Here is a 16,872-nt window from a genome sequence, read left to right as displayed (position 1 = left end):
TCTAGTGGGCGGCCGGGTGCGGCGCGCCTTCGGTCTTGCGCATCATAGTGGACAGCACGACGGCGGCGACCGCTATGACGGCCGCGGTCAGGAAGGCCGCATGCATGCCGGCAACCATGCCCGAGGCTTCGGACACGAAGGCATAGATCGAGACCAGGAGCGCCGTGCCGGCCGCGCCTGCCACCTGCTGCAGCGTGCTCATGATGGCCGACCCGTGTGAATACAGGTGCGGCGGCAGCGGGTTCAGGCCGGTCGTGAAGGCGGGGGTGAACAGCAGCGCCAGGCCCAGGCTCAGTGCCACATGCAGGGCAATGATCCACCCCACCGGCGACGCGGCGTCCAGCATGGAGAACTGCCAGAGGGACAGCACCATCATGATCGACCCCGTCACTGTCAGCGGCAGGGGCCCGATCTTGTCGAAAACGCGGCCGATGAAGGGCCCCAGCAGGCCCATGGCGAGGCCGCCGGGCAGCAGCACCAGGCCGGTCTCAAGTGAGGTCAGGCCGCGGATCTCCTGCAGGTACAACGGCAGCAGAATCACGGCGCCGAACAACGCGATCATGGCCACAACCAGCAGCAGCACGGACACCGTGAACATCCGGAAAGTGAAGGCGCGCAGGTCCAGCAGGGGTCCGTCGGTTTTCTGCAGCTTCAGCTGGCGCAGGACGAACACCGCCAGGGCCACCACGCCGACGGCCAGCGACAGCACCGCCGGGGTACGGGATCCGGCCTGGCCGCCGCCGATCTGGCTCAGGCCGTAGACGAGGCCGCCGAAGGCCGGGACCGTTAGCACCACCGAAAGGGCGTCCAACCGCGTTTTTTCGGTTTTGCCGATGTTGGTCAAATACTTGGCCCCGATGGCCAGCGCGGCGAGGGCAATCGGCAGCACGAAGACGAACATGAACCGCCAGGAAAAGTGCTGGAGGATCAGGCCGGAAACCGTGGGGCCCAGGGCCGGCGCTACCGAGATGGCGATGCTGACGTTTCCCATGACGGCGCCGCGGCGTTCCAGCGGCACGAGTGTGAGGATGGTGGTCATCAGGAGCGGCAGCATGATGGCGGTGCCGCCGGCCTGGACGATGCGGGCCAGCAGCAGGACTTCGAAGCCCGGCGCGAGGGCGGCCAGCAGTGTGCCGCCGGAAAAGAGTCCCATGGCCAGCATGAAGACGGCACGGGTGCTCAGGCGCTGCAGGATGAACCCGGTGGTGGGAATGACGACAGCCATGGTGAGCATGAAGCCGGTGGAGAGCCACTGCACGGTGGGCGCATCGATGTTCAGGTCCACCATCAGCCGCTGCAGGGCCACGTTCATGATGGTTTCGTTGAGGATCACCACGAAGGTGGCCACCAGCAGCGTGACGATGATGGTGACGGACTCCCGGGACATCTTCGCCGGCGCGGTGGGCGCCGTCGTCGCTGCTGCAGACGCGGCAGGCGCTGCGAGGGCCGGGGCAGCGCCCCGTGCGGGATCGCCGGCGGCGTTGGAAGAGATGTCTGTTGACATGGGAATTCCCTCAGGGAGTTGGGTGTGGGTCCGGTGAGCGTCGGCGCTGCTGCAGATTCCAACAGTCTAGGCCCCGGGGGCATTCCCGTCGCCGGAAAACCAATGTGGGGTATGTGTCAGGAGTTCAGGGGCGCGTTGTCGATGAGGCGGACGGGACCGACCTTGGCGGCGATGATCGCCAGCCCCTCGCCGCGGAACGGGGTGTCCCTGCAGTTTTCCGCAAGGGGCTCGAGGGTGCGCGGATCCACCACTTCGAAGTAGTCCAGTTCCACGAGCGGCTGGGACCGGACCAGGTCCTGCGCGGATTCGATGTCCAGCGGCTCATGCGCGTTGGCGCGCTCCCCGATGAGCCGCAACGCGCGGGAGAGCACCAGGGCGGCCTCGCGCTGGTCCTCGGAGAGGAAGCGGTTGCGGCTGGACAGTGCCAGGCCGTCGGCCGAGCGCACGATGGGCACGGGCACGATCTCCACAGGGAAATTCAGGTCCGCCACCATGCGCTGGACGAGCGCCAGCTGCTGCGCGTCCTTCTGGCCGAAATAGGCGCGGTAGGCCGGCTGTCCGCCGCCGGGCAGGCCGGTCCCCGGGAAGCCATAGTGGAGCAGTTTCGCGACGACGGTCAGCGCGCCGTCGAAGTGGCCGGGCCGGGACGCGCCCTCCCATTTTTCCCCCAGGGGTCCCGCCGTGATCCGTACCAGGGGTGCCCCGCCGGGGTAGACCTCCTCGACGCCGGGCGCGAACGCCAGGTCCACGCCCTCGGCGTCGAGCAGCGCGAGGTCGGCATCGAGCGCCCGGGGGTAGCGTTCCAGATCCGTGGCCTCGCCAAACTGCAGCGGGTTGACGAAGATGCTGGCCACCACGACGTCGTTCTGGGCGACGGCTGTCCGGGCCAGCTGGGCATGCCCCTCGTGCAGTGCGCCCATGGTCGGCACGAGCCCCTGGGACGTGCCACCTTTCTGCGCCAGCAGCCGGGCGCTTCCGGCGCGGAGCTGGGCGGCCGTGGTCACGAGTTGGATTGCCATGTCAGGGTCCTTCCGGGGCGTGCGTCCCGTTCTGGTCGGGGCCGCCGAGCGCCTGTTCGATGCCGTCGATTTGTTCCGGCTTCAGGAGTCCGCGGCTTCCTGCCCGGCGGGCTGTCGCCCGGGCCATGGCCAGGTACGCCTCAAGAATATCGCCGGCGGCCCCGCCGTCGTATTCGCGGAGGGCGCCGGCGTGCGCGGCAACCGTGCCGGTGTCGCCGCGGGCTACGGGCCCGGTCAGGGCCGATTCGCCGGAGGCGAGGGCGTTCTCGAGGGTGGCGCGCAGCAGCGGGCCCAGCATCCGGTCCGGGGCCTCGACGCCGACGTCGCGGAGCAGTTGCGAGGCCTGCGCCACGAGCGTGACCAGGTGGTTCGAGCCGTGCGCGAGGGCAGCGTGGTAGAGGACGCGGTCGGCCTCGGCGATCGCGACGGGCTCGGCGCCCATTTCGACGACGAGTGCCTGGGCGATCGGCAGCATCGCGGCGTCGGCCGTGACGCCAAAGGTGCAGTCCAGGAGCCTCGTGAGGTCCAGGCTCATGCCCGTGAACGTCATGGCCGGGTGCAGCGCGAGCGGCACGGCGCCGGCGGCACGGACCGGGTGCAGGATCCCGACGCCGAAGCGCCCGGAGGTGTGCGCCACGAGCTGGCCGGGTTGCCAGGCGCCGAGCTTGGCCAGGCCGTTCACGAGCGGGCCCAGGGCATCGTCAGGGACGGCGAGCAGGACCAGCTCGGCGCGCTCCACGATGTCCTGCACGTCCAGGATCGGGACGCCGGGCAGGAGTGTTTCGACGCGTTCCCGGCTGGCGTCCGAAACGGCGGACGCCCCGATGACAGCGTGCTCGGCTCCGCGCAGCGCCGCCCCCAGGACGGCACCGACCTTCCCGGCGCCAATGATTCCGACGCCGAGGCGTCCTGGTTTAGCCATGATGCGGGCCTTCCTGGGGGTCGTCTGCGGGTGGTGCGGCCGGCTTGGCCGCCGGCTCCATCCAGTGCTCGCTCTTCTGGCGCTTGCGCGCGGCGCGGGCACGGGACGACTGGGCATCGAGCAGGGCCCGGGCTTCGTCGAGGCCGGCCTGGATGAGCCGCGGGGCCACCGGACCTGCCGTGGTGTGCAGGACCAGGTCCGCCACGCGGAATCTGCGGGCGAGCGGGCCCTGCTGCAGGGCCATGGACTGGGTGCGCTGATGCGGCACCACCACGAGGTTCCGCCACCACCGGCCCGATCTCAGGAGCAGGGCGGTCTCCGTTGCCGTGAAGCCGTTGCGCCGCCAGCCCAGCGGTGCCAGGAACCGGGCCCGGCGCGGGCTGGTCACGAAGCCGCCGTCGGTGTCCTGCCCGCCTCCGCTGCCTGGCGTCCCGGCGGCGTCCGCGAGGCCGGTGATCCCTGCGGTGAACACGCCCAGCGGATCCGGAGTGCCTGGATCCGGGAGCACCAGGGCGAGGATTTCCAGGACGTCGGCGAGGGATCCCACCGGAAGCAGCGTGGTCCGGGCTGATCCTTCGCCGGCGCTGGCGGCCAGGCCGTAACCGGCCACATTGACCTGGATCCGGTACCAGCCGAACAGCCGCCACAGCGGCGGCTGGCTGACCTTCAGCGCCTGGATCCTGCCCGGCGGCACGGTCTGCGCCTGTGTGTCCAGCAGGCCGTAGCGCAGCCGGATGCCGTCCGGGGAAACGGCGGCGGTGAAGTTGTAGCCCTTGTTGAACGAGGACCAATAGGAGGCCACGAGTCCGATCGCGGCAGGGATCAGGAAGACCGCGAAGCTCCGGTTTTCGGTGACGGCGGAAAGCAGCACTGAGGCGATGCCGCCGGCCAGGATCACGACGCTTTGTTCGCTCAGGAGCAGCGAGCCCATCAGGCGTGGCGGCGGCACGGTCAACACCACCCGTTCCGGGGCCTCCACGGCGGCGGTCTCGGGCTGTCCCGGCTCCGGCGACGGCGACAGCGACCCGCCGGAGGTGCCTGAGGCGCCTGAGGCGCGGGCCAGGATTGTCGCGCGGAGCTGTCGGGCCTCGTCCGCGCGCAGGTACGCCAGGCGCACGGCGGATTCGCCGGCGTCGGCGACTTCGAACCTCAGTTCAGCGAGTCCGAAGATCCGTGCCAGCAGGGGCTGCACGACGTCGATTGCCTGCACCCGGTCCAGCCTGGCCTGCCGCTGCTGCTTGAAGAGGAAACCAGTGTTGACGCGCACGTAGCCGCCTGCGACCTGGTAGCGGGTGAAGTACCAGCTCAGGACGTAACCGAAGACAGTCAGCAGCAGCAGGATGCCGCCGCCGGCCAGCAGCCACGGCGCCCGTCCGGCCAACCGCTCGTCAAAGAGCGGGCCACCCTGAAGGAGACGTTCGAAACTGTCACGTCCAAAAAAGAACAACAGTGCGGCCAGCGCCACCCAGCCGCGGACAAAGGGGGACGCCGGGTGCACGCGCAGCCAGACGTCGTCGGCGGGTCCGCCGGCGTCTGCCGTTCCGGCGGCGATTCCGTCGCCGGCGGGTCCGGCGCCCTGCGGTGTCAGCGCCATCCCGTCACGCTCTTCCCGTCACAGCCCGGCCAGCCGGGCTTCGCCGCGGGCGGACAGCTGTTCGCGGAGCCTGGCCCCTTCGCTGGCGGGCAGGCCGGGAATCTCGGCGCTGGTCGCGGCTGCGGCGGTGTGCAATTTCAGGGTGCACAGGCCCAGCGGACGCTCGACCGGGCCCACCGAGATGTCCACGTACTGCATCCGCCCGTAAGGGACCACGAGGGTGCGCTGGAAGAAGATGCCCCGCCGGATCAGGAGGTCGTCCTCCCGCTCGGCGTAGCCGATCGAGCGCACCTGCCGGGGAATCAGCACGAGCCGCCACAACGCCAGAAGCAGCCAGGCGGCGGGAATGGCGATGCCCAGCCAGACCGGCGGCCAGGTCCACGCGCCGGCAAGCACCAGGACCAGGGGAAGCGACAGCAGGGACACCGCGATCAGGTTTCCCAGCGCCCACCCGGCGAGGCGCACCGTGACGTACTTCGGGGACACCCTGAGCCAGTCGATGCCCGGGGGATCAATCGCTTCGGTACGCATATTCGCCTTCCGCCGAGGGCTTGCTGCGCTTTCCCTGCACGCCGGGCCGGGATTCGGCCTCGCCGTCCTCGGGCGGAATCCGGCAGAACCGCTCGACGACGAGCCCCACGATCACCATGATCAGCCCGCCGCCGGCCATTGCCAGGGCCTGCCAGGTGAGGTCCTGGTTGCTGCGCAGGTTCCACAGCCGCAGTTGCTCCAGCACAATTCCCGCGTGCCAGCCCAGCAGGACCGTGCCGGTATAGGCGCAGGCCTGGGCGAGGACCAGGGTCCAGGCCGCCAGGATGGGGTTGAGGATTTTCTTCTTCTTGCCGTTGCGCCACCGGAGCACGCGGATGCCCAGCACCAGGGTGAGGGCCACGATCACGCCCATGGTCAGCAGCCCCGTCAGCGGCAGCACCGGGGTGGCCAGGCCGTAGCGGCCCGAGAGCATGGTGGCGAACCAGCCGGCCACGGCCAGGACCACGCAAATGGCCAGCAGGAGCAAGGGGCTGGTCAGCTTCACGGCCGCTCCGCCGCGCCGGACACGCCGGAGCGCCCTGTGGCTGCGATGTCCGCGCCAGCGGTGCTCTGGAAGCCGTCAAACGTGGCGAGGTCGCCGAAATCGGCGGCTTTCGCGGCGAGGTCGCCCACGCGTTCGCCGTTGAGCTCCGCCGCGGAATCGATCAACGACCACGGGTAGAGCACGAACGCCCGTTCCGCGGCCCGGGGGTGGGGCAGGGTGAGCTCCGGGTCGGAGCTCACCACGTCCCCGTAGGTGATGATGTCCACGTCCAGGGTCCGCGGCCCCCACCGGACCTCGCGCACACGCAAATGCTTCTGCTCCACGGCGTGGCAGTGCTCCAGCAGGGCACGCGGCGGCAGGGACGTCTCGACGGCAATCACCATGTTCAGGAAGTCAGGCTGGCCGGGCGGGCCACCCACGGCCTTCGTCTGGACGATCGGCGAGATGGCCAGCAGGCGCACCTCCGGCGGGTCGACGAGGTCCGCGACGGCGGCAGAGAGCGTGTCGCTGCGCTCCCCCAGATTGCTGCCGAGCGCGATCACGGCGCGGGTGTAGAGCGGGCTCACGGCCGCCTCCGGTGCACGCTGACGGAAACGTCGCCGAAGTCGACTTCGATTGGGGCCTTGGGCTTGTGCACGGTGATGTCCACAGCGGCCACCGGAAATTTCTGCAGCACGTCCTCGGCAATCCGCACGGCGAGGGCCTCGATCAGGTTCAGCGGAACACCCGTGATCCAGTCCCGAATGCAATTGGCCACTTCGCCGTAATGCGCCGTGTCCAGGACGTCGTCGGAAGCCGCGGCCTTGCTGAAGTCCAGGTGCAGCACCGCGTCAACGACGAACGGCTGGCCGTCGCGGCGCTCGAAATCGAACACACCGTGATGGCCGACGGCGGTGACGCCGCTCAGCGTGATCTGGTCCATGGCGCCGGCCGGATCAGTTGGTGCCGGCGTCGGCGGAACCAGCCGTTGCCGGGGGCGTCGGGGGTGCCATGCGGGCGGCGACCTTGACGGCGTCGAGGCTCGCGCCGACGTCGTGCACGCGTACGGCCCAGGCACCGCGGAAGGCGCTGATGGCGGTCACGGCGGCGGTCGCGGCGTCGCGTTCAACGGGCTGGGCGGCCTTGCCGGCGACGGTCAGGAGGCTGCCGAGGAAGCGCTTGCGTGAGCCGGCGACGAGGACCTTGTGACCCATGGCCTGCAGCACATCCAGGTGCTGCAGGAGCTCCCAGTTCTGGACCTCGTTCTTGGCGAAGCCCAGTCCCGGGTCCACAATGATCTGCTCCGGCGTGACGCCGGCGGCGTAGAGCTTTTCGCGGACACCGGCGAGTTCCGTCACCACTTCGCCGGCGACGTCACGGTAGTCCGTCAGGGAGTTCATGGTGCTGGCGTCGCCGCGGCGGTGCGTCAGGATGTAGGGGACCTTGGTGCGGGCGGCCAGTTCCGCCATTTCAGGCTCCATAGTCAGGCCCGAGACGTCGTTGATGATCGCGGCGCCGGCTTTCAGGGCCGCAGCCGCCGTCACGGCGTGGGTGGTGTCGATGCTGACGAGGGCGCCTGCCTTGACCAGGGCCTCGATGACCGGCAGGACCCGGCGCTGTTCCTCGTCAACGCCGACTGCCGTGGCACCCGGGCGGGTGGATTCGCCGCCGACGTCGATGATGTCCGCCCCGGCGTAGAACATCCGCAGTCCCGCCGCGATCGCCGTGTCCGGGGTCGCGTGCGCTCCGCCGTCGCTGAAGGAGTCGGGGGTGACGTTGAGGATTCCCATCACGAGTGTCCGGTCCGCGGGCAGGTCCTGGAACTTCGCCGCCGGGCGCGGTTTGCGCAGGATGGGCAGGGGCGAGGTGGCGGGCCCGGTCCCCGGGGCTGCAGCTAGGGAGTCCATAGTCTGTGTTCTTACCTTCCGAGTATGAGGCTCATGGCTTCGGCACGGGTGGCCGGGTCATGCAGTTGCCCGCGCACTGCGCTGGTGACGGTCTTGGCGCCGGGCTTGCGGATTCCCCGCATGGACATGCACAGGTGTTCACATTCGACGACGACGATCGCGCCGCGCGGTTTGAGGTGCGTGACGAGGGCCTCGACGATCTGGGTGGTCAGGCGTTCCTGTACCTGCGGGCGCTTGGCGAACATGTCCACGAGCCGGGCCAGCTTGCTCAGGCCCGTAACCTTGCCGTCATGAGACGGGATGTAGCCCACATGCGCCACCCCGTGGAACGGCACCAGGTGGTGCTCGCATGTGGAGTAGAACGGGATGTCCTTGACCAGCACGAGTTCCTCGTGGTCGAGGTCGAAGGTGGTGGCCAGGATCTCGGAGGGGTCGTGGTGCAGGCCGGCAAACATTTCCGTATAGGCCTTGGCCACCCGCTTCGGGGTGTCCAGGAGACCGCCGCGATCCGGGTCCTCGCCGATGGCCAGCAGGATTTCCCGCACGGCGGCTTCGATCCTGGGGCGGTCCACCTTGGACCGTGAATGCGGGGATTCCCCGTCCCCCGCCGAAGCAGCAGCGGGGGCGGGAACGTCGTCGTCGAAGTTAGAAGTCACAGAAGAAGCCTAGCCGGGATGACCATCAGTCCCGATATCCGTTGCACCGCCCTGGAAGGACTCCTGTCCGGACACGCCCTGGGCATGCGGGGGCTGGGCATCCAGGGGCTCTTCGAGCCGGGCCTGCGTAGCTTCCTCCTGCGCTTCACGCTCCGCCTTTTCGCGGCGCGACTCCACCGGGCCGGCGGACTGGAGCGTGCGGGTCTCCTTGGAGAGCCAGACGTCGCGGAAGTCGCGCTTGCGGATGTTGGTGAAAACTTGCGCGATTTCGGCCTGGTTCAGCGTCTCGCGTTCGAGCAGTTCCAGCGCCAGTTCGTCCAGGACGTCCCGGTTCTCGGTCAGGATGGCGTAAGCCTCATCATGCGCGCCGTCGATCAGGCGGCGCACCTCTTCGTCGACGATGTAGGCGATCTGGTCCGAGTAGTTGCGCTCGTGGCCTGCGTCGCGGCCCAGGAACGGCTCGCCGCCGCCCTGGCCGAGGCGCACCGACCCGACCCTTTCACTCATGCCGAACTCGGTGACCATCTTCCGGGCGATTCCGGTGGCCTTCTCGATGTCATTGGAGGCACCCGTGGACGGATCGTGGAAGACGAGTTCCTCGGCGACGCGGCCGCCCATGGCGTAGGCCATCTGATCGAGCAGCTCGTTGCGGGTGATGGAGTACTTGTCGTTTTCCGGGACCACCATGGTGTAGCCGAGGGCACGGCCGCGGGGCAGGATGGTGATCTTGGTGACCGGGGCGGAGTTCCGCAGGGCAGCCGCCACGAGGGCGTGGCCGCCTTCGTGGTACGCGGTGACCTTGCGTTCGTGTTCCTTCATGACCCGGCTGCGCTTCTGCGGGCCTGCCATGACGCGGTCGATCGCCTCGTCGAGGGCGCGGTCATCGATCAGGTTGGCGTTGGAGCGGGCCGTCAGCAGGGCGGCCTCGTTCAGGACGTTGGCCAGATCCGCGCCGGTGTAGCCGGGGGTCTTCTTGGCAACAGCCTTGAGGTCGACGCCGGCAGCCATCGGCTTGCCCTTGGCGTGCACCTGCAGGATCTGGTCGCGGCCGATCAAATCGGGGGCCTCGACCGAGATCTGCCGGTCGAAGCGGCCCGGACGCAGCAGTGCGGGGTCCAGGACGTCGGGGCGGTTGGTGGCGGCAATCAGGATGACGTTGGTCTTGACGTCGAAGCCGTCCATTTCCACCAGCAGCTGGTTCAGGGTCTGCTCGCGCTCGTCGTTGCCGCCGCCGATTCCGGCGCCGCGGTGCCGGCCGACGGCGTCGATCTCATCGACGAAGATGATTGCCGGCGCGTTGGACTTGGCCTGCTCGAAGAGGTCGCGGACGCGGGAGGCGCCCACACCGACGAACATTTCCACGAAGTCGGAGCCGGAGATGGAGAAGAAGGGAACGCCGGCCTCGCCGGCAACCGCGCGGGCCAGGAGGGTCTTGCCGGTGCCCGGAGGACCGTAGAGCAGCACGCCCTTGGGGATCTTGGCGCCGACGGCCTGGAACTTGGCCGGCTCCTGCAGAAATTCCTTGATCTCCTCGAGTTCCTCGACGGCCTCATCGGCGCCGGCGACATCGCTGAAGGTCACCTGGGGCATGTCCTTGTTGACGAGCTTGGCCTTGGACTTGCCAAACTGCATGACCTTGGACCCGCCGCCCTGCATCCGGGAGAGCAGGAACCAGAACAGGACGCCGAGCAACAGCACGGGCACCAGCAGGGAGAAGAGCCCGGAGAACCAGTTGTTTTCGAGCGGCTGGTCCGTGAAGCCGCCCGACGGTTTGGAGTCCGTGACCGCCTTGACGACGTCCTGGGCCCGGGCGTTGACGAAGTAGAACTGGACGTTCTTGCCCTTGTCCTGCCCGTCGACCTGCAGGTTGTCCTTAAGGACCAGGTCCACACGGTTCTCGGCGTCGAAAATCTTGGCCTGTTCAACCTTGCCGCCGGCCGTCAGCAGTTCAAGGCCTTTGTCGGTGTCGATCCGGCTCGCGCCGCCCGGTGCCAGGGTGGCAAATGCCAGCAGCAGCATGGCCACCACGACGACAATCCAGATGCCGGGGCCCTTGAAGAAACTCTTAGCTTTCATCTGTTCGGGGCTGGCCCCGTCCCTCCTGGTAGTGCTGCACGGCGACCGTTCTGCGCGCGTGTGGTGCTGCGTCAGGTTCTAGCTATACACCGTCGCACTAACTCACGCACGGCGGAGTGCAAAAGTTCCCTGTGGGCGTAGCGGGGCCGGGCCTCCCCGGCACCCGGGCGCCGGGCGGAGGGGTGCCTCTGCACGAACGATTTACTCGTAGACGTGCGGGGCCAGGGTGCCAACGAAGTCCAGGTTGCGGTACTTCTCGGCGTAATCCAGGCCGTAGCCCACGACGAATTCGTTGGGAATGTCGTAGCCGACATACTTGACGTCGATCTTGACCTTGGCGGCCGTCGGCTTGCGGAACGCGGTGCAAATTTCCACCGACGCCGTGCCGCGGGATTCCAGGTTCGTCTTGAGCCAGGACAGTGTGAGGCCGGAATCGATGATGTCCTCGACGATCAGGACGTCCTTGCCCATCAGATCGGTGTCGAGGTCCTTCAGGATGCGGACCACGCCTGAGGACTGCGTGCCGGAGCCGTACGAGGAGACGGCCATCCAGTCCATGGAGACGTGGCTGTGCAGTGCACGGGCCAGGTCCGCCATGACCATGACGGCGCCCTTGAGCACGCCGACGATCAGGAGGTCACGGCCCGCGTAGTCCTTGTCGATCTGCGCCGCGAGTTCGGTGATCCGTTCCTGGATCTGTTCCTTGGTGTAGAGAACGTGTTTGAGGTCTGCCTGGACGTCGTTTGAATCCACCAATGGCTCCTGTGTAGATGCGGGGTGCGACTAATTTCGGGGCGGCTGTTGAGGCCGGAATACAAGCTTCCCACAGCGGGCGGCTTCGCGGGGAACACCGGAGGCACCGGACGGCTCCGCAGCAAGGAGCTGCGCGAGCGAGAGCCGGTAGACGCTGACCGCACCGGGAAGCTCCACCGGACCGGCTGATCCCTGCCGGCGCAAGAGTGCTTCCGCTGCGAGCAGGCGCTGGTAGCTGGGCTGCTGGCCTCCGACGGCGGCGGCGGCCTTGGCGATCACCCGGAACCTCACGGCCGGGGCAAGATCGCGCAGCTCAGCTTCCGGGAGGCTGATCTCCTCCCCGGTCTGCTCGCGCAGCCGGTCGAAGGTGTCGTTCGCCACGTCCTCCAGGTAATCGGCGTCCAGCTGGAGGATCGCGGCCGTGCGGGCGAGCGATTCGGCGACGCCGGGGCCGAGCTTGTCCTCAAGCAGGGGCAGCACTTCAACCCGGGTCCGGGAGCGCGCGTACACCGGGTCCGTGTTGGACGGGTCGTGCCAGGGCACCAGGGCCTCCACCCGGCAGATCTCAAGGGTGTCCGCACGCCGCAGGCCCAGGAACGGGCGCAGCAACCTGCCCCGGGAAGGTCGCATCCCGGCGAGGGACCGGGTGCCCGACCCCCGCGCCAGGCCGAGCAGCACTTGCTCGGCCTGGTCATCGAGGGTGTGGCCGAGCAGGATCGCGCCTGCACCCGCCTCATCCGCGGCGGCCTCGAGGGCCGCGTGGCGGGCGTCCCGGGCTGCCGCTTCGGGGCCCACGCCGGTGGATGCGACGTCGACAGTCCGGATCTGCACGGGAGAGAGCCCGAGGTCCTCAAGGGTCCGGGCGGCGGTGGCGGCGACCCCGGCCGAGCCCGGCTGCAGCTGGTGGTCCACGACGACGGCGCCAATGGACACAGGGCGGCCGCCCACGTGACCGCGGCGGGCGAAGTAGGCGGCGACGGCGGCGAGAGCGAGCGAGTCCGGCCCGCCGCTGCAGGCGACCAGGACGCGCTCGGGGTAGCCGGCCCCGGCAAGGGCGTCCTGCAGCATTTTTCGCGCCGTGCCGACCACCGGCGCGAGGCGGCCGGGCCGGCGTCGTCCGCTGGAAACTGAGGTCGAACCGGCCCCGTTGCGGGCAGTCATGACGGTTAGAGGCCCATCCGGTCGAGCCAGAGCTTGGAGTCGTGGATCTCGGGTTCGCTGGGGAGATGCTCAGCGGACTCCCAGACCTTGTTGAAGCCTGCCATGCCGGCGGCGTCCACCACTTCCCGGACGAACTTGGCGCCGTCAGTGTACTGGCGCATCTTGGCGTCGAGGCCGAGCAGGTTGCGGATGAACTTCTCGATCATGCCGCGGTCCTGGCCGCGGGCATTGAAACGCTGCCGGATGGTCTTCACCGAGGGGACGATGCTGGCGTCCACGGCGTCCATGACAACAGTGGCGTGGCCCTCGAGCAGGCTCATGAGAGCCGTCAGGCGGGACAGGGCCGCCTTTTCCTCCGGGTTCTGGAGCAGGTCCAGGATGGCGCCACGTCCGGGCGCGGCGCCGGGTGCCGCGCGGTCCTTCAGCGACTTCGCGGCCGCGGAGGCCCGTTCCATCAGGGAATCGACGTTGCCCAGCAACAGCCCGCTCAGGTTTTCGATCTCTTGGAGCATGTGGTGCCGCAGCCACGGGGCGGCGGCAAACTGCACCCGGTGCGTCTGTTCGTGGAGGCAGACCCAGAGCCGGAAGTCCGCGGGCTCGACGTTCAATTCGCGTTCCACGGAGATGATGTTCGGAGCGACAAGCAGCAGGCGCCCGGATGCGGGGGCCGTGGAGTTTTCAGCCAACGCGGAGAAGGGATCGTACTGGCCCAGGACTTTGCTGGAAAGGAAGGCCAGGATGGCGCCGAGCTGGCTGCCCGTGATGGCCGCGCTGACGCCGGCAGCTCCGGGGCTGAGGGATCCGCGGCCCTCCAGCAGCTTTTCCATGGCGGGCTTGAGCATGACGGCGAAGCTTTGCGTGTTGGCCTTGGCCCATGAGGCCCTGTCCACCACGAGGACCTCGGAGTCGCGCAGGTCCCGGGCGGCGTCAAGGCCGGTGATGTCGTGGACGTGCGGCACGGAAATGTCCGCCATGAGCCGCAGGTTCTCGACGGCGGCGCCGATCTCGGCAGCGCTCAAAACAGGGCCCGCCGGGGTCAGGCGGGCCGCCGTGGACGCGGCGAGCTCCCAGTTGATGAGATCTTGGGCCTGGACCTCGCTTGATGTCCCACTCGGCGTCCTTGGTGATGGCTTGCTTGATGTCTCGCGTGCAGAGGGCTCCATGGGATCCATCAGAACACAGAGGCCCGACAATCCGCCTTAATTTTCGCTGACCGGCGAACCAGCCGGCCCAAGTCACGGGCGGGCACCGGGGTCCAGCCGGGCCGCCGACTGTCAGCGGCAGCCGCAGCCGGCGAGGACAGCGGCGGAGCGGTCCAGCGCGGCCTTGTTCGCGGCACCCGGGGTCAGCCCGTTGCCGACGAACGAAAAGACCAGAAGCCGGCCGTCGGCGTCGACGACGTAGCCGCTGAGCGCAATGACCGTGTTCAGCGTGCCCGTCTTGGCGCGGACCAGCCCGGCGCCCGCGGCCGAAGCCGCGTCCGTGTACCGGTCCCCCAGCGTGCCGGTGAGACCGGCTACCGGGAACCCGCTGAGGGCGGCGCGCAGCCGGGCGTCTGTCCCCGAGGTCATGGCCCGGACCACGTCCGTGAGCTGCCGGGCCGAGACCCTGTTGGCCAGGGCCAGGCCGGAGACGTCCGCGGCCCGGAGGGCGTCCGTGGGAACGCCCATATCCCGGACCTGCGCCAGCACGGCGGCAATGGCGTCGTCGCTGCTGCCGGGCCGGCCGGCGCCGAGGGCGGTCATCCGTCCCATCACCTCGGCGAGATAGTTGTCCGAGGTCTGCAGCATGAAGTCCACCTGCTGCCCCACCGTGGCGGACTGGACCTCGGCCAGGACCTTGGCGTGTGCGCTGTCGTATGCGCTGTCCGGTGCGCCGGCGCCGATCCGGGCGACCCCGGGGGCCACGGACAGCCCCGCGGCCGCCGCGGCCGCCGCGAGCCGGGCGGCGAACGCCTCGGCGGCGGTCATGGCCCCGTCCTGCGGGCGGGGTCCGGTGGTCTTGGCGGGATCGAACCTGGCGGAGTTCAGGGCCAGCGGGTACAGCGGGGCCATCTCCCCGGCGGCCACGTCCTCGGGGCTCCATGCCTGGCTGAGCGAGGGGCCGGTGAAGAGGGAGTCATCCAGCAGGACGCTCACGGCGCCGGTCACGCCGCCGGCCTGGAGGGCCTCGACCGTCGCGTCGGCGAGCGTCGCGAGCCCGGCACGGCCCAGAACGGCCCCGGGGGCGGATTCTCCGGAGCCCAGGAGGACGTCGCCCCCGCCGGTCAGGACCACCGAGCCGGGGGTTGGCCCCGCCACCACCCGGGTGCTGAAGCGGCGGTCCGGGCCCAGGACGCGCAGGGCCGCGCCCGCTGTGAGGAGCTTCATGTTCGACGCCGGAATGCGGGCCTCGTCGGCCGCGCGGTCAAAGAGCACCTGCCCCGTGGTGGCATCCTGGACGATCCCGGTGAAGGAGCCGGCGCCGTCGGGCTTTAGCGTCCCGTTGAGCTGCGCCGCGAGGGCAGCGCCGGCTGGGACTGGCGCGTTATCGCTGAGGGGCCCGATTCCAGCGGCACCGCTGCCGGGGGCGCTCAGCGTGGCGGGGATCTGCTGCCAGGGCGGGGCTGCCTGCGAGGCGCCGAAGGGCCGGTCAGGGCCGAGGAATGCCGGGGCGATGGCGATGCCGGCGGGCAGTGCCACCGCTACCACCAGGAGGGTCTGGAGCAGCAGTACGGGGATCCCGCGAATCCTGCCGGCCGCCTGTTCGGTGCCCGCGCGGCTGGTTCTCGGTTTCATGCTGCTGCTGGTCCTTAGTCCTGAAATGTCCCCACTAGTTCCTGAAACCAGCGCCTCTCGCTATATCCTCAATAGTAGTCGGCGGCACCGACAGCCCTTATGCACGTGCCGCGCACCCCTGAATTCGTCAAGGAGCATTCCATGAAGCATGACGTGACCATCGAGATCCCCAAGGGATCGCGCGTCAAGTACGAAGTCGACCACGAGACCGGCCGCGTCCGCCTGGACCGCGTCCTGTTCACGTCGATGCAGTACCCCACCCACTACGGTTTCTTCGAGAACACCCTGGGTGAGGATGGAGATCCGCTGGACGCACTGGTGCTCCTGCAGGACTTCGACCTTTACCCCGGCGTGATCGTCGAGTCCCGCCCGATCGGCGTTTTCAACATGACCGACGACGGCGGCGGGGACGCCAAGGTCCTGTGCGTCCCGACCGATGCCCGGTTCGACCACATCAAAGAGATCAGCGATGTCAGCGAGTTCCTGATCAAGGAAATCGAGCACTTCTTTACCCGCTACAAGGACCTGGAGCCGGGCAAGTGGGTCAAGGCCGAAGGTTGGGGCGACCGCGCCGCCGCCGAAGCCGAACTGGCTGCGTCCATCAAGCGCTACGTTCCGGCAGCCGGCCACTGACCGTTTCTGCGCTCCAACGCGGGGTTACTTGCCGCCCATCCGGACCTCCGGACCGGGCGGCAAGTGACCCCGCGTTTCTTTATTTACTGACGGCGCAACGGTGAGGACCCTCGGCGTCGACCTCGCTGCCGCCGAGAAGAAAACGGCGGTGGCGGTCATCGAATGGGCCGACGGCGCGGCACGCCTGGCGCAACTGTCCCTGGACGTTGGCGACGAGGAGATCCTCCGGCTCTTCGGCACCAGCGACATGACGGGAATCGACTGCCCCCTGGGCTGGCCGGACGCGTTTCTTCCCTTTATCGCCGGGCACCTGAACTTCGACGCCCATCCGGTGCTGGACCATGACGGGATCGAAGGCCGCCGGCTGCTGGCCTACCGGGACACAGACAGGTTCGTCACCGGCCAAACGGGCCTGATCCCGCTCAGCGTCTCCGCTGACCGGCTGGCCCACCCGGCGATGCGTTGTGCCGTCATCCAGGCAAAGATCGCCCGGGAATTCGGGGTGCAGGCCAGGGACGGCAGCGGCCGGCTCGCCGAGGTGTACCCGGCGGCTTCGCTGAAATTGTGGGGCCTGCCGACCCGCGGCTACAAGGGGCGGGGCGCACCGGAAACGGAGCGGCTGGCAGTGGCCCTGGACGCGCTGTCGACGGCCGCACCGTGGCTGGACCTGGCCGGACATGATGACCGGCTGGCCGCCTCCGATGACATGTTCGACGCCCTCATCGCCTCCCTGACCGCGCGGGCAGTGGCCCTGGGCAGGACGCTGCACCCCGATGACGGACATCGCCGGGTCGCCCTGACCGAGGGCTGGATCCACATCCCCCGGGGCGGGCTGCAAGAGCTCTCGGGCTAGCC

The 16,872-nt window shown here is 68.9% G+C and carries 17 protein-coding genes; 2 read left to right on the top strand and 15 right to left on the bottom strand.

Going from position 1 to position 16,872, the window contains the following annotated elements:
- Position 1: 1 nt before the first annotated feature.
- The 15 genes from MRBLAR12_RS14900 to dacB all read right to left on the bottom strand — a co-directional run bounded on the left by MRBLAR12_RS14900 (position 2) and on the right by dacB (position 15,384).
- Positions 2 to 1,504 carry a DHA2 family efflux MFS transporter permease subunit gene (locus tag MRBLAR12_RS14900; protein WP_229994123.1) on the bottom strand — a complete coding sequence of 501 codons (1,503 nt, stop codon included), beginning with the start codon at positions 1,502 to 1,504 and terminating at the stop codon, positions 2 to 4.
- Positions 1,505 to 1,620: 116 nt separating this feature from the next.
- Positions 1,621 to 2,523, bottom strand: a complete 903-nt coding sequence (gene panC, locus MRBLAR12_RS14895) for a pantoate--beta-alanine ligase (RefSeq protein ID WP_229994122.1) — start codon at positions 2,521 to 2,523, stop codon at positions 1,621 to 1,623.
- A gap of 1 nt (position 2,524) precedes the next feature.
- Positions 2,525 to 3,445, bottom strand: a complete 921-nt coding sequence (locus MRBLAR12_RS14890) for a Rossmann-like and DUF2520 domain-containing protein (protein WP_364746891.1) — start codon at positions 3,443 to 3,445, stop codon at positions 2,525 to 2,527.
- Complete coding sequence (locus MRBLAR12_RS14885; RefSeq protein ID WP_229994120.1) at positions 3,438 to 5,039, bottom strand: PH domain-containing protein; 1,602 nt, start codon at positions 5,037 to 5,039, stop codon at positions 3,438 to 3,440. The genes MRBLAR12_RS14890 and MRBLAR12_RS14885 overlap by 8 nt, the downstream gene beginning before the upstream one ends.
- A gap of 18 nt (positions 5,040 to 5,057) precedes the next feature.
- The gene (locus MRBLAR12_RS14880; protein WP_229994119.1) at positions 5,058 to 5,570 is read right to left on the bottom strand and encodes a PH domain-containing protein; all 513 of its coding nucleotides are present in this window, start codon (positions 5,568 to 5,570) and stop codon (positions 5,058 to 5,060) included.
- Positions 5,551 to 6,075, bottom strand: a complete 525-nt coding sequence (locus MRBLAR12_RS14875) for a DUF3180 domain-containing protein (RefSeq protein ID WP_229994118.1) — start codon at positions 6,073 to 6,075, stop codon at positions 5,551 to 5,553. Before MRBLAR12_RS14875 ends, MRBLAR12_RS14880 begins: the two co-directional genes overlap by 20 nt.
- On the bottom strand, positions 6,072 to 6,641 hold the full coding sequence (gene folK / locus MRBLAR12_RS14870; RefSeq protein ID WP_229994117.1) for a 2-amino-4-hydroxy-6-hydroxymethyldihydropteridine diphosphokinase: 570 nt from the start codon (positions 6,639 to 6,641) through the stop codon (positions 6,072 to 6,074). The genes MRBLAR12_RS14875 and folK overlap by 4 nt, the downstream gene beginning before the upstream one ends.
- Complete coding sequence (folB, locus tag MRBLAR12_RS14865; protein ID WP_229994116.1) at positions 6,638 to 6,997, bottom strand: dihydroneopterin aldolase; 360 nt, start codon at positions 6,995 to 6,997, stop codon at positions 6,638 to 6,640. Before folB ends, folK begins: the two co-directional genes overlap by 4 nt.
- A 13-nt stretch (positions 6,998 to 7,010) precedes the next feature.
- On the bottom strand, positions 7,011 to 7,961 hold the full coding sequence (folP, locus tag MRBLAR12_RS14860) for a dihydropteroate synthase (RefSeq protein WP_229994115.1): 951 nt from the start codon (positions 7,959 to 7,961) through the stop codon (positions 7,011 to 7,013).
- Positions 7,962 to 7,972: 11 nt separating this feature from the next.
- On the bottom strand, positions 7,973 to 8,617 hold the full coding sequence (gene folE / locus MRBLAR12_RS14855) for a GTP cyclohydrolase I FolE (protein WP_364746887.1): 645 nt from the start codon (positions 8,615 to 8,617) through the stop codon (positions 7,973 to 7,975).
- Positions 8,618 to 8,626: 9 nt separating this feature from the next.
- Positions 8,627 to 10,693 (bottom strand): ATP-dependent zinc metalloprotease FtsH, encoded by a 2,067-nt coding sequence (gene ftsH, locus MRBLAR12_RS14850; protein WP_229994113.1) that lies wholly within the window; start codon positions 10,691 to 10,693, stop codon positions 8,627 to 8,629.
- Positions 10,694 to 10,894: 201 nt separating this feature from the next.
- Positions 10,895 to 11,446 carry a hypoxanthine phosphoribosyltransferase gene (gene hpt, locus MRBLAR12_RS14845; RefSeq protein ID WP_091564803.1) on the bottom strand — a complete coding sequence of 184 codons (552 nt, stop codon included), beginning with the start codon at positions 11,444 to 11,446 and terminating at the stop codon, positions 10,895 to 10,897.
- A 30-nt stretch (positions 11,447 to 11,476) separates the two neighbouring features.
- Positions 11,477 to 12,514, bottom strand: a complete 1,038-nt coding sequence (tilS, locus tag MRBLAR12_RS14840; protein ID WP_229994145.1) for a tRNA lysidine(34) synthetase TilS — start codon at positions 12,512 to 12,514, stop codon at positions 11,477 to 11,479.
- A 98-nt stretch (positions 12,515 to 12,612) separates the two neighbouring features.
- A complete protein-coding gene (locus tag MRBLAR12_RS14835; RefSeq protein WP_414645516.1) occupies positions 12,613 to 13,770 on the bottom strand; it encodes a zinc-dependent metalloprotease in 1,158 nt (385 codons plus the stop codon).
- Between the two features lie 111 nt (positions 13,771 to 13,881).
- A complete protein-coding gene (dacB, locus tag MRBLAR12_RS14830; RefSeq protein ID WP_229994111.1) occupies positions 13,882 to 15,384 on the bottom strand; it encodes a D-alanyl-D-alanine carboxypeptidase/D-alanyl-D-alanine endopeptidase in 1,503 nt (500 codons plus the stop codon).
- A 141-nt stretch (positions 15,385 to 15,525) separates the two neighbouring features.
- Between dacB and MRBLAR12_RS14825 the strand changes: the two genes are divergently transcribed.
- Together MRBLAR12_RS14825 and MRBLAR12_RS14820 are read left to right on the top strand one after the other, a co-directional pair.
- A complete protein-coding gene (locus MRBLAR12_RS14825) occupies positions 15,526 to 16,017 on the top strand; it encodes an inorganic diphosphatase (protein WP_018774943.1) in 492 nt (163 codons plus the stop codon).
- Between the two features lie 100 nt (positions 16,018 to 16,117).
- The gene (locus MRBLAR12_RS14820) at positions 16,118 to 16,870 is read left to right on the top strand and encodes a DUF429 domain-containing protein (RefSeq protein ID WP_364746884.1); all 753 of its coding nucleotides are present in this window, start codon (positions 16,118 to 16,120) and stop codon (positions 16,868 to 16,870) included.
- The last annotated feature ends 2 nt before the right edge of the window (positions 16,871 to 16,872 follow it).

This window comes from Arthrobacter sp. LAR12-1-1.1 (assembly GCF_040676555.1).
GTDB lineage: Bacteria > Actinomycetota > Actinomycetes > Actinomycetales > Micrococcaceae > Arthrobacter.
Note: the sequence above shows the minus strand (reverse complement) of the source record. Positions and strands in the feature narration are given on the sequence as shown.

What these genes read in the sequence shown, in the direction of transcription:
- MRBLAR12_RS14900 (WP_229994123.1), bottom strand. Translation starts at nt 1,504, where the DNA reads ATGTCAACAGACATCTCTTCCAACGCCGCCGGCGATCCCGCACGGGGC.
- panC (WP_229994122.1), bottom strand. Translation starts at nt 2,523, where the DNA reads ATGGCAATCCAACTCGTGACCACGGCCGCCCAGCTCCGCGCCGGAAGC.
- MRBLAR12_RS14890 (WP_364746891.1), bottom strand. Translation starts at nt 3,445, where the DNA reads ATGGCTAAACCAGGACGCCTCGGCGTCGGAATCATTGGCGCCGGGAAG.
- MRBLAR12_RS14885 (WP_229994120.1), bottom strand. Translation starts at nt 5,039, where the DNA reads ATGGCGCTGACACCGCAGGGCGCCGGACCCGCCGGCGACGGAATCGCC.
- MRBLAR12_RS14880 (WP_229994119.1), bottom strand. Translation starts at nt 5,570, where the DNA reads ATGCGTACCGAAGCGATTGATCCCCCGGGCATCGACTGGCTCAGGGTG.
- folB (WP_229994116.1), bottom strand. Translation starts at nt 6,997, where the DNA reads ATGGACCAGATCACGCTGAGCGGCGTCACCGCCGTCGGCCATCACGGT.
- folP (WP_229994115.1), bottom strand. Translation starts at nt 7,961, where the DNA reads ATGGACTCCCTAGCTGCAGCCCCGGGGACCGGGCCCGCCACCTCGCCC.
- ftsH (WP_229994113.1), bottom strand. Translation starts at nt 10,693, where the DNA reads ATGAAAGCTAAGAGTTTCTTCAAGGGCCCCGGCATCTGGATTGTCGTC.
- tilS (WP_229994145.1), bottom strand. Translation starts at nt 12,514, where the DNA reads ATGCTGCAGGACGCCCTTGCCGGGGCCGGCTACCCCGAGCGCGTCCTG.
- MRBLAR12_RS14835 (WP_414645516.1), bottom strand. Translation starts at nt 13,770, where the DNA reads ATGGAGCCCTCTGCACGCGAGACATCAAGCAAGCCATCACCAAGGACG.
- dacB (WP_229994111.1), bottom strand. Translation starts at nt 15,384, where the DNA reads ATGAAACCGAGAACCAGCCGCGCGGGCACCGAACAGGCGGCCGGCAGG.
- MRBLAR12_RS14825 (WP_018774943.1), top strand. Translation starts at nt 15,526, where the DNA reads ATGAAGCATGACGTGACCATCGAGATCCCCAAGGGATCGCGCGTCAAG.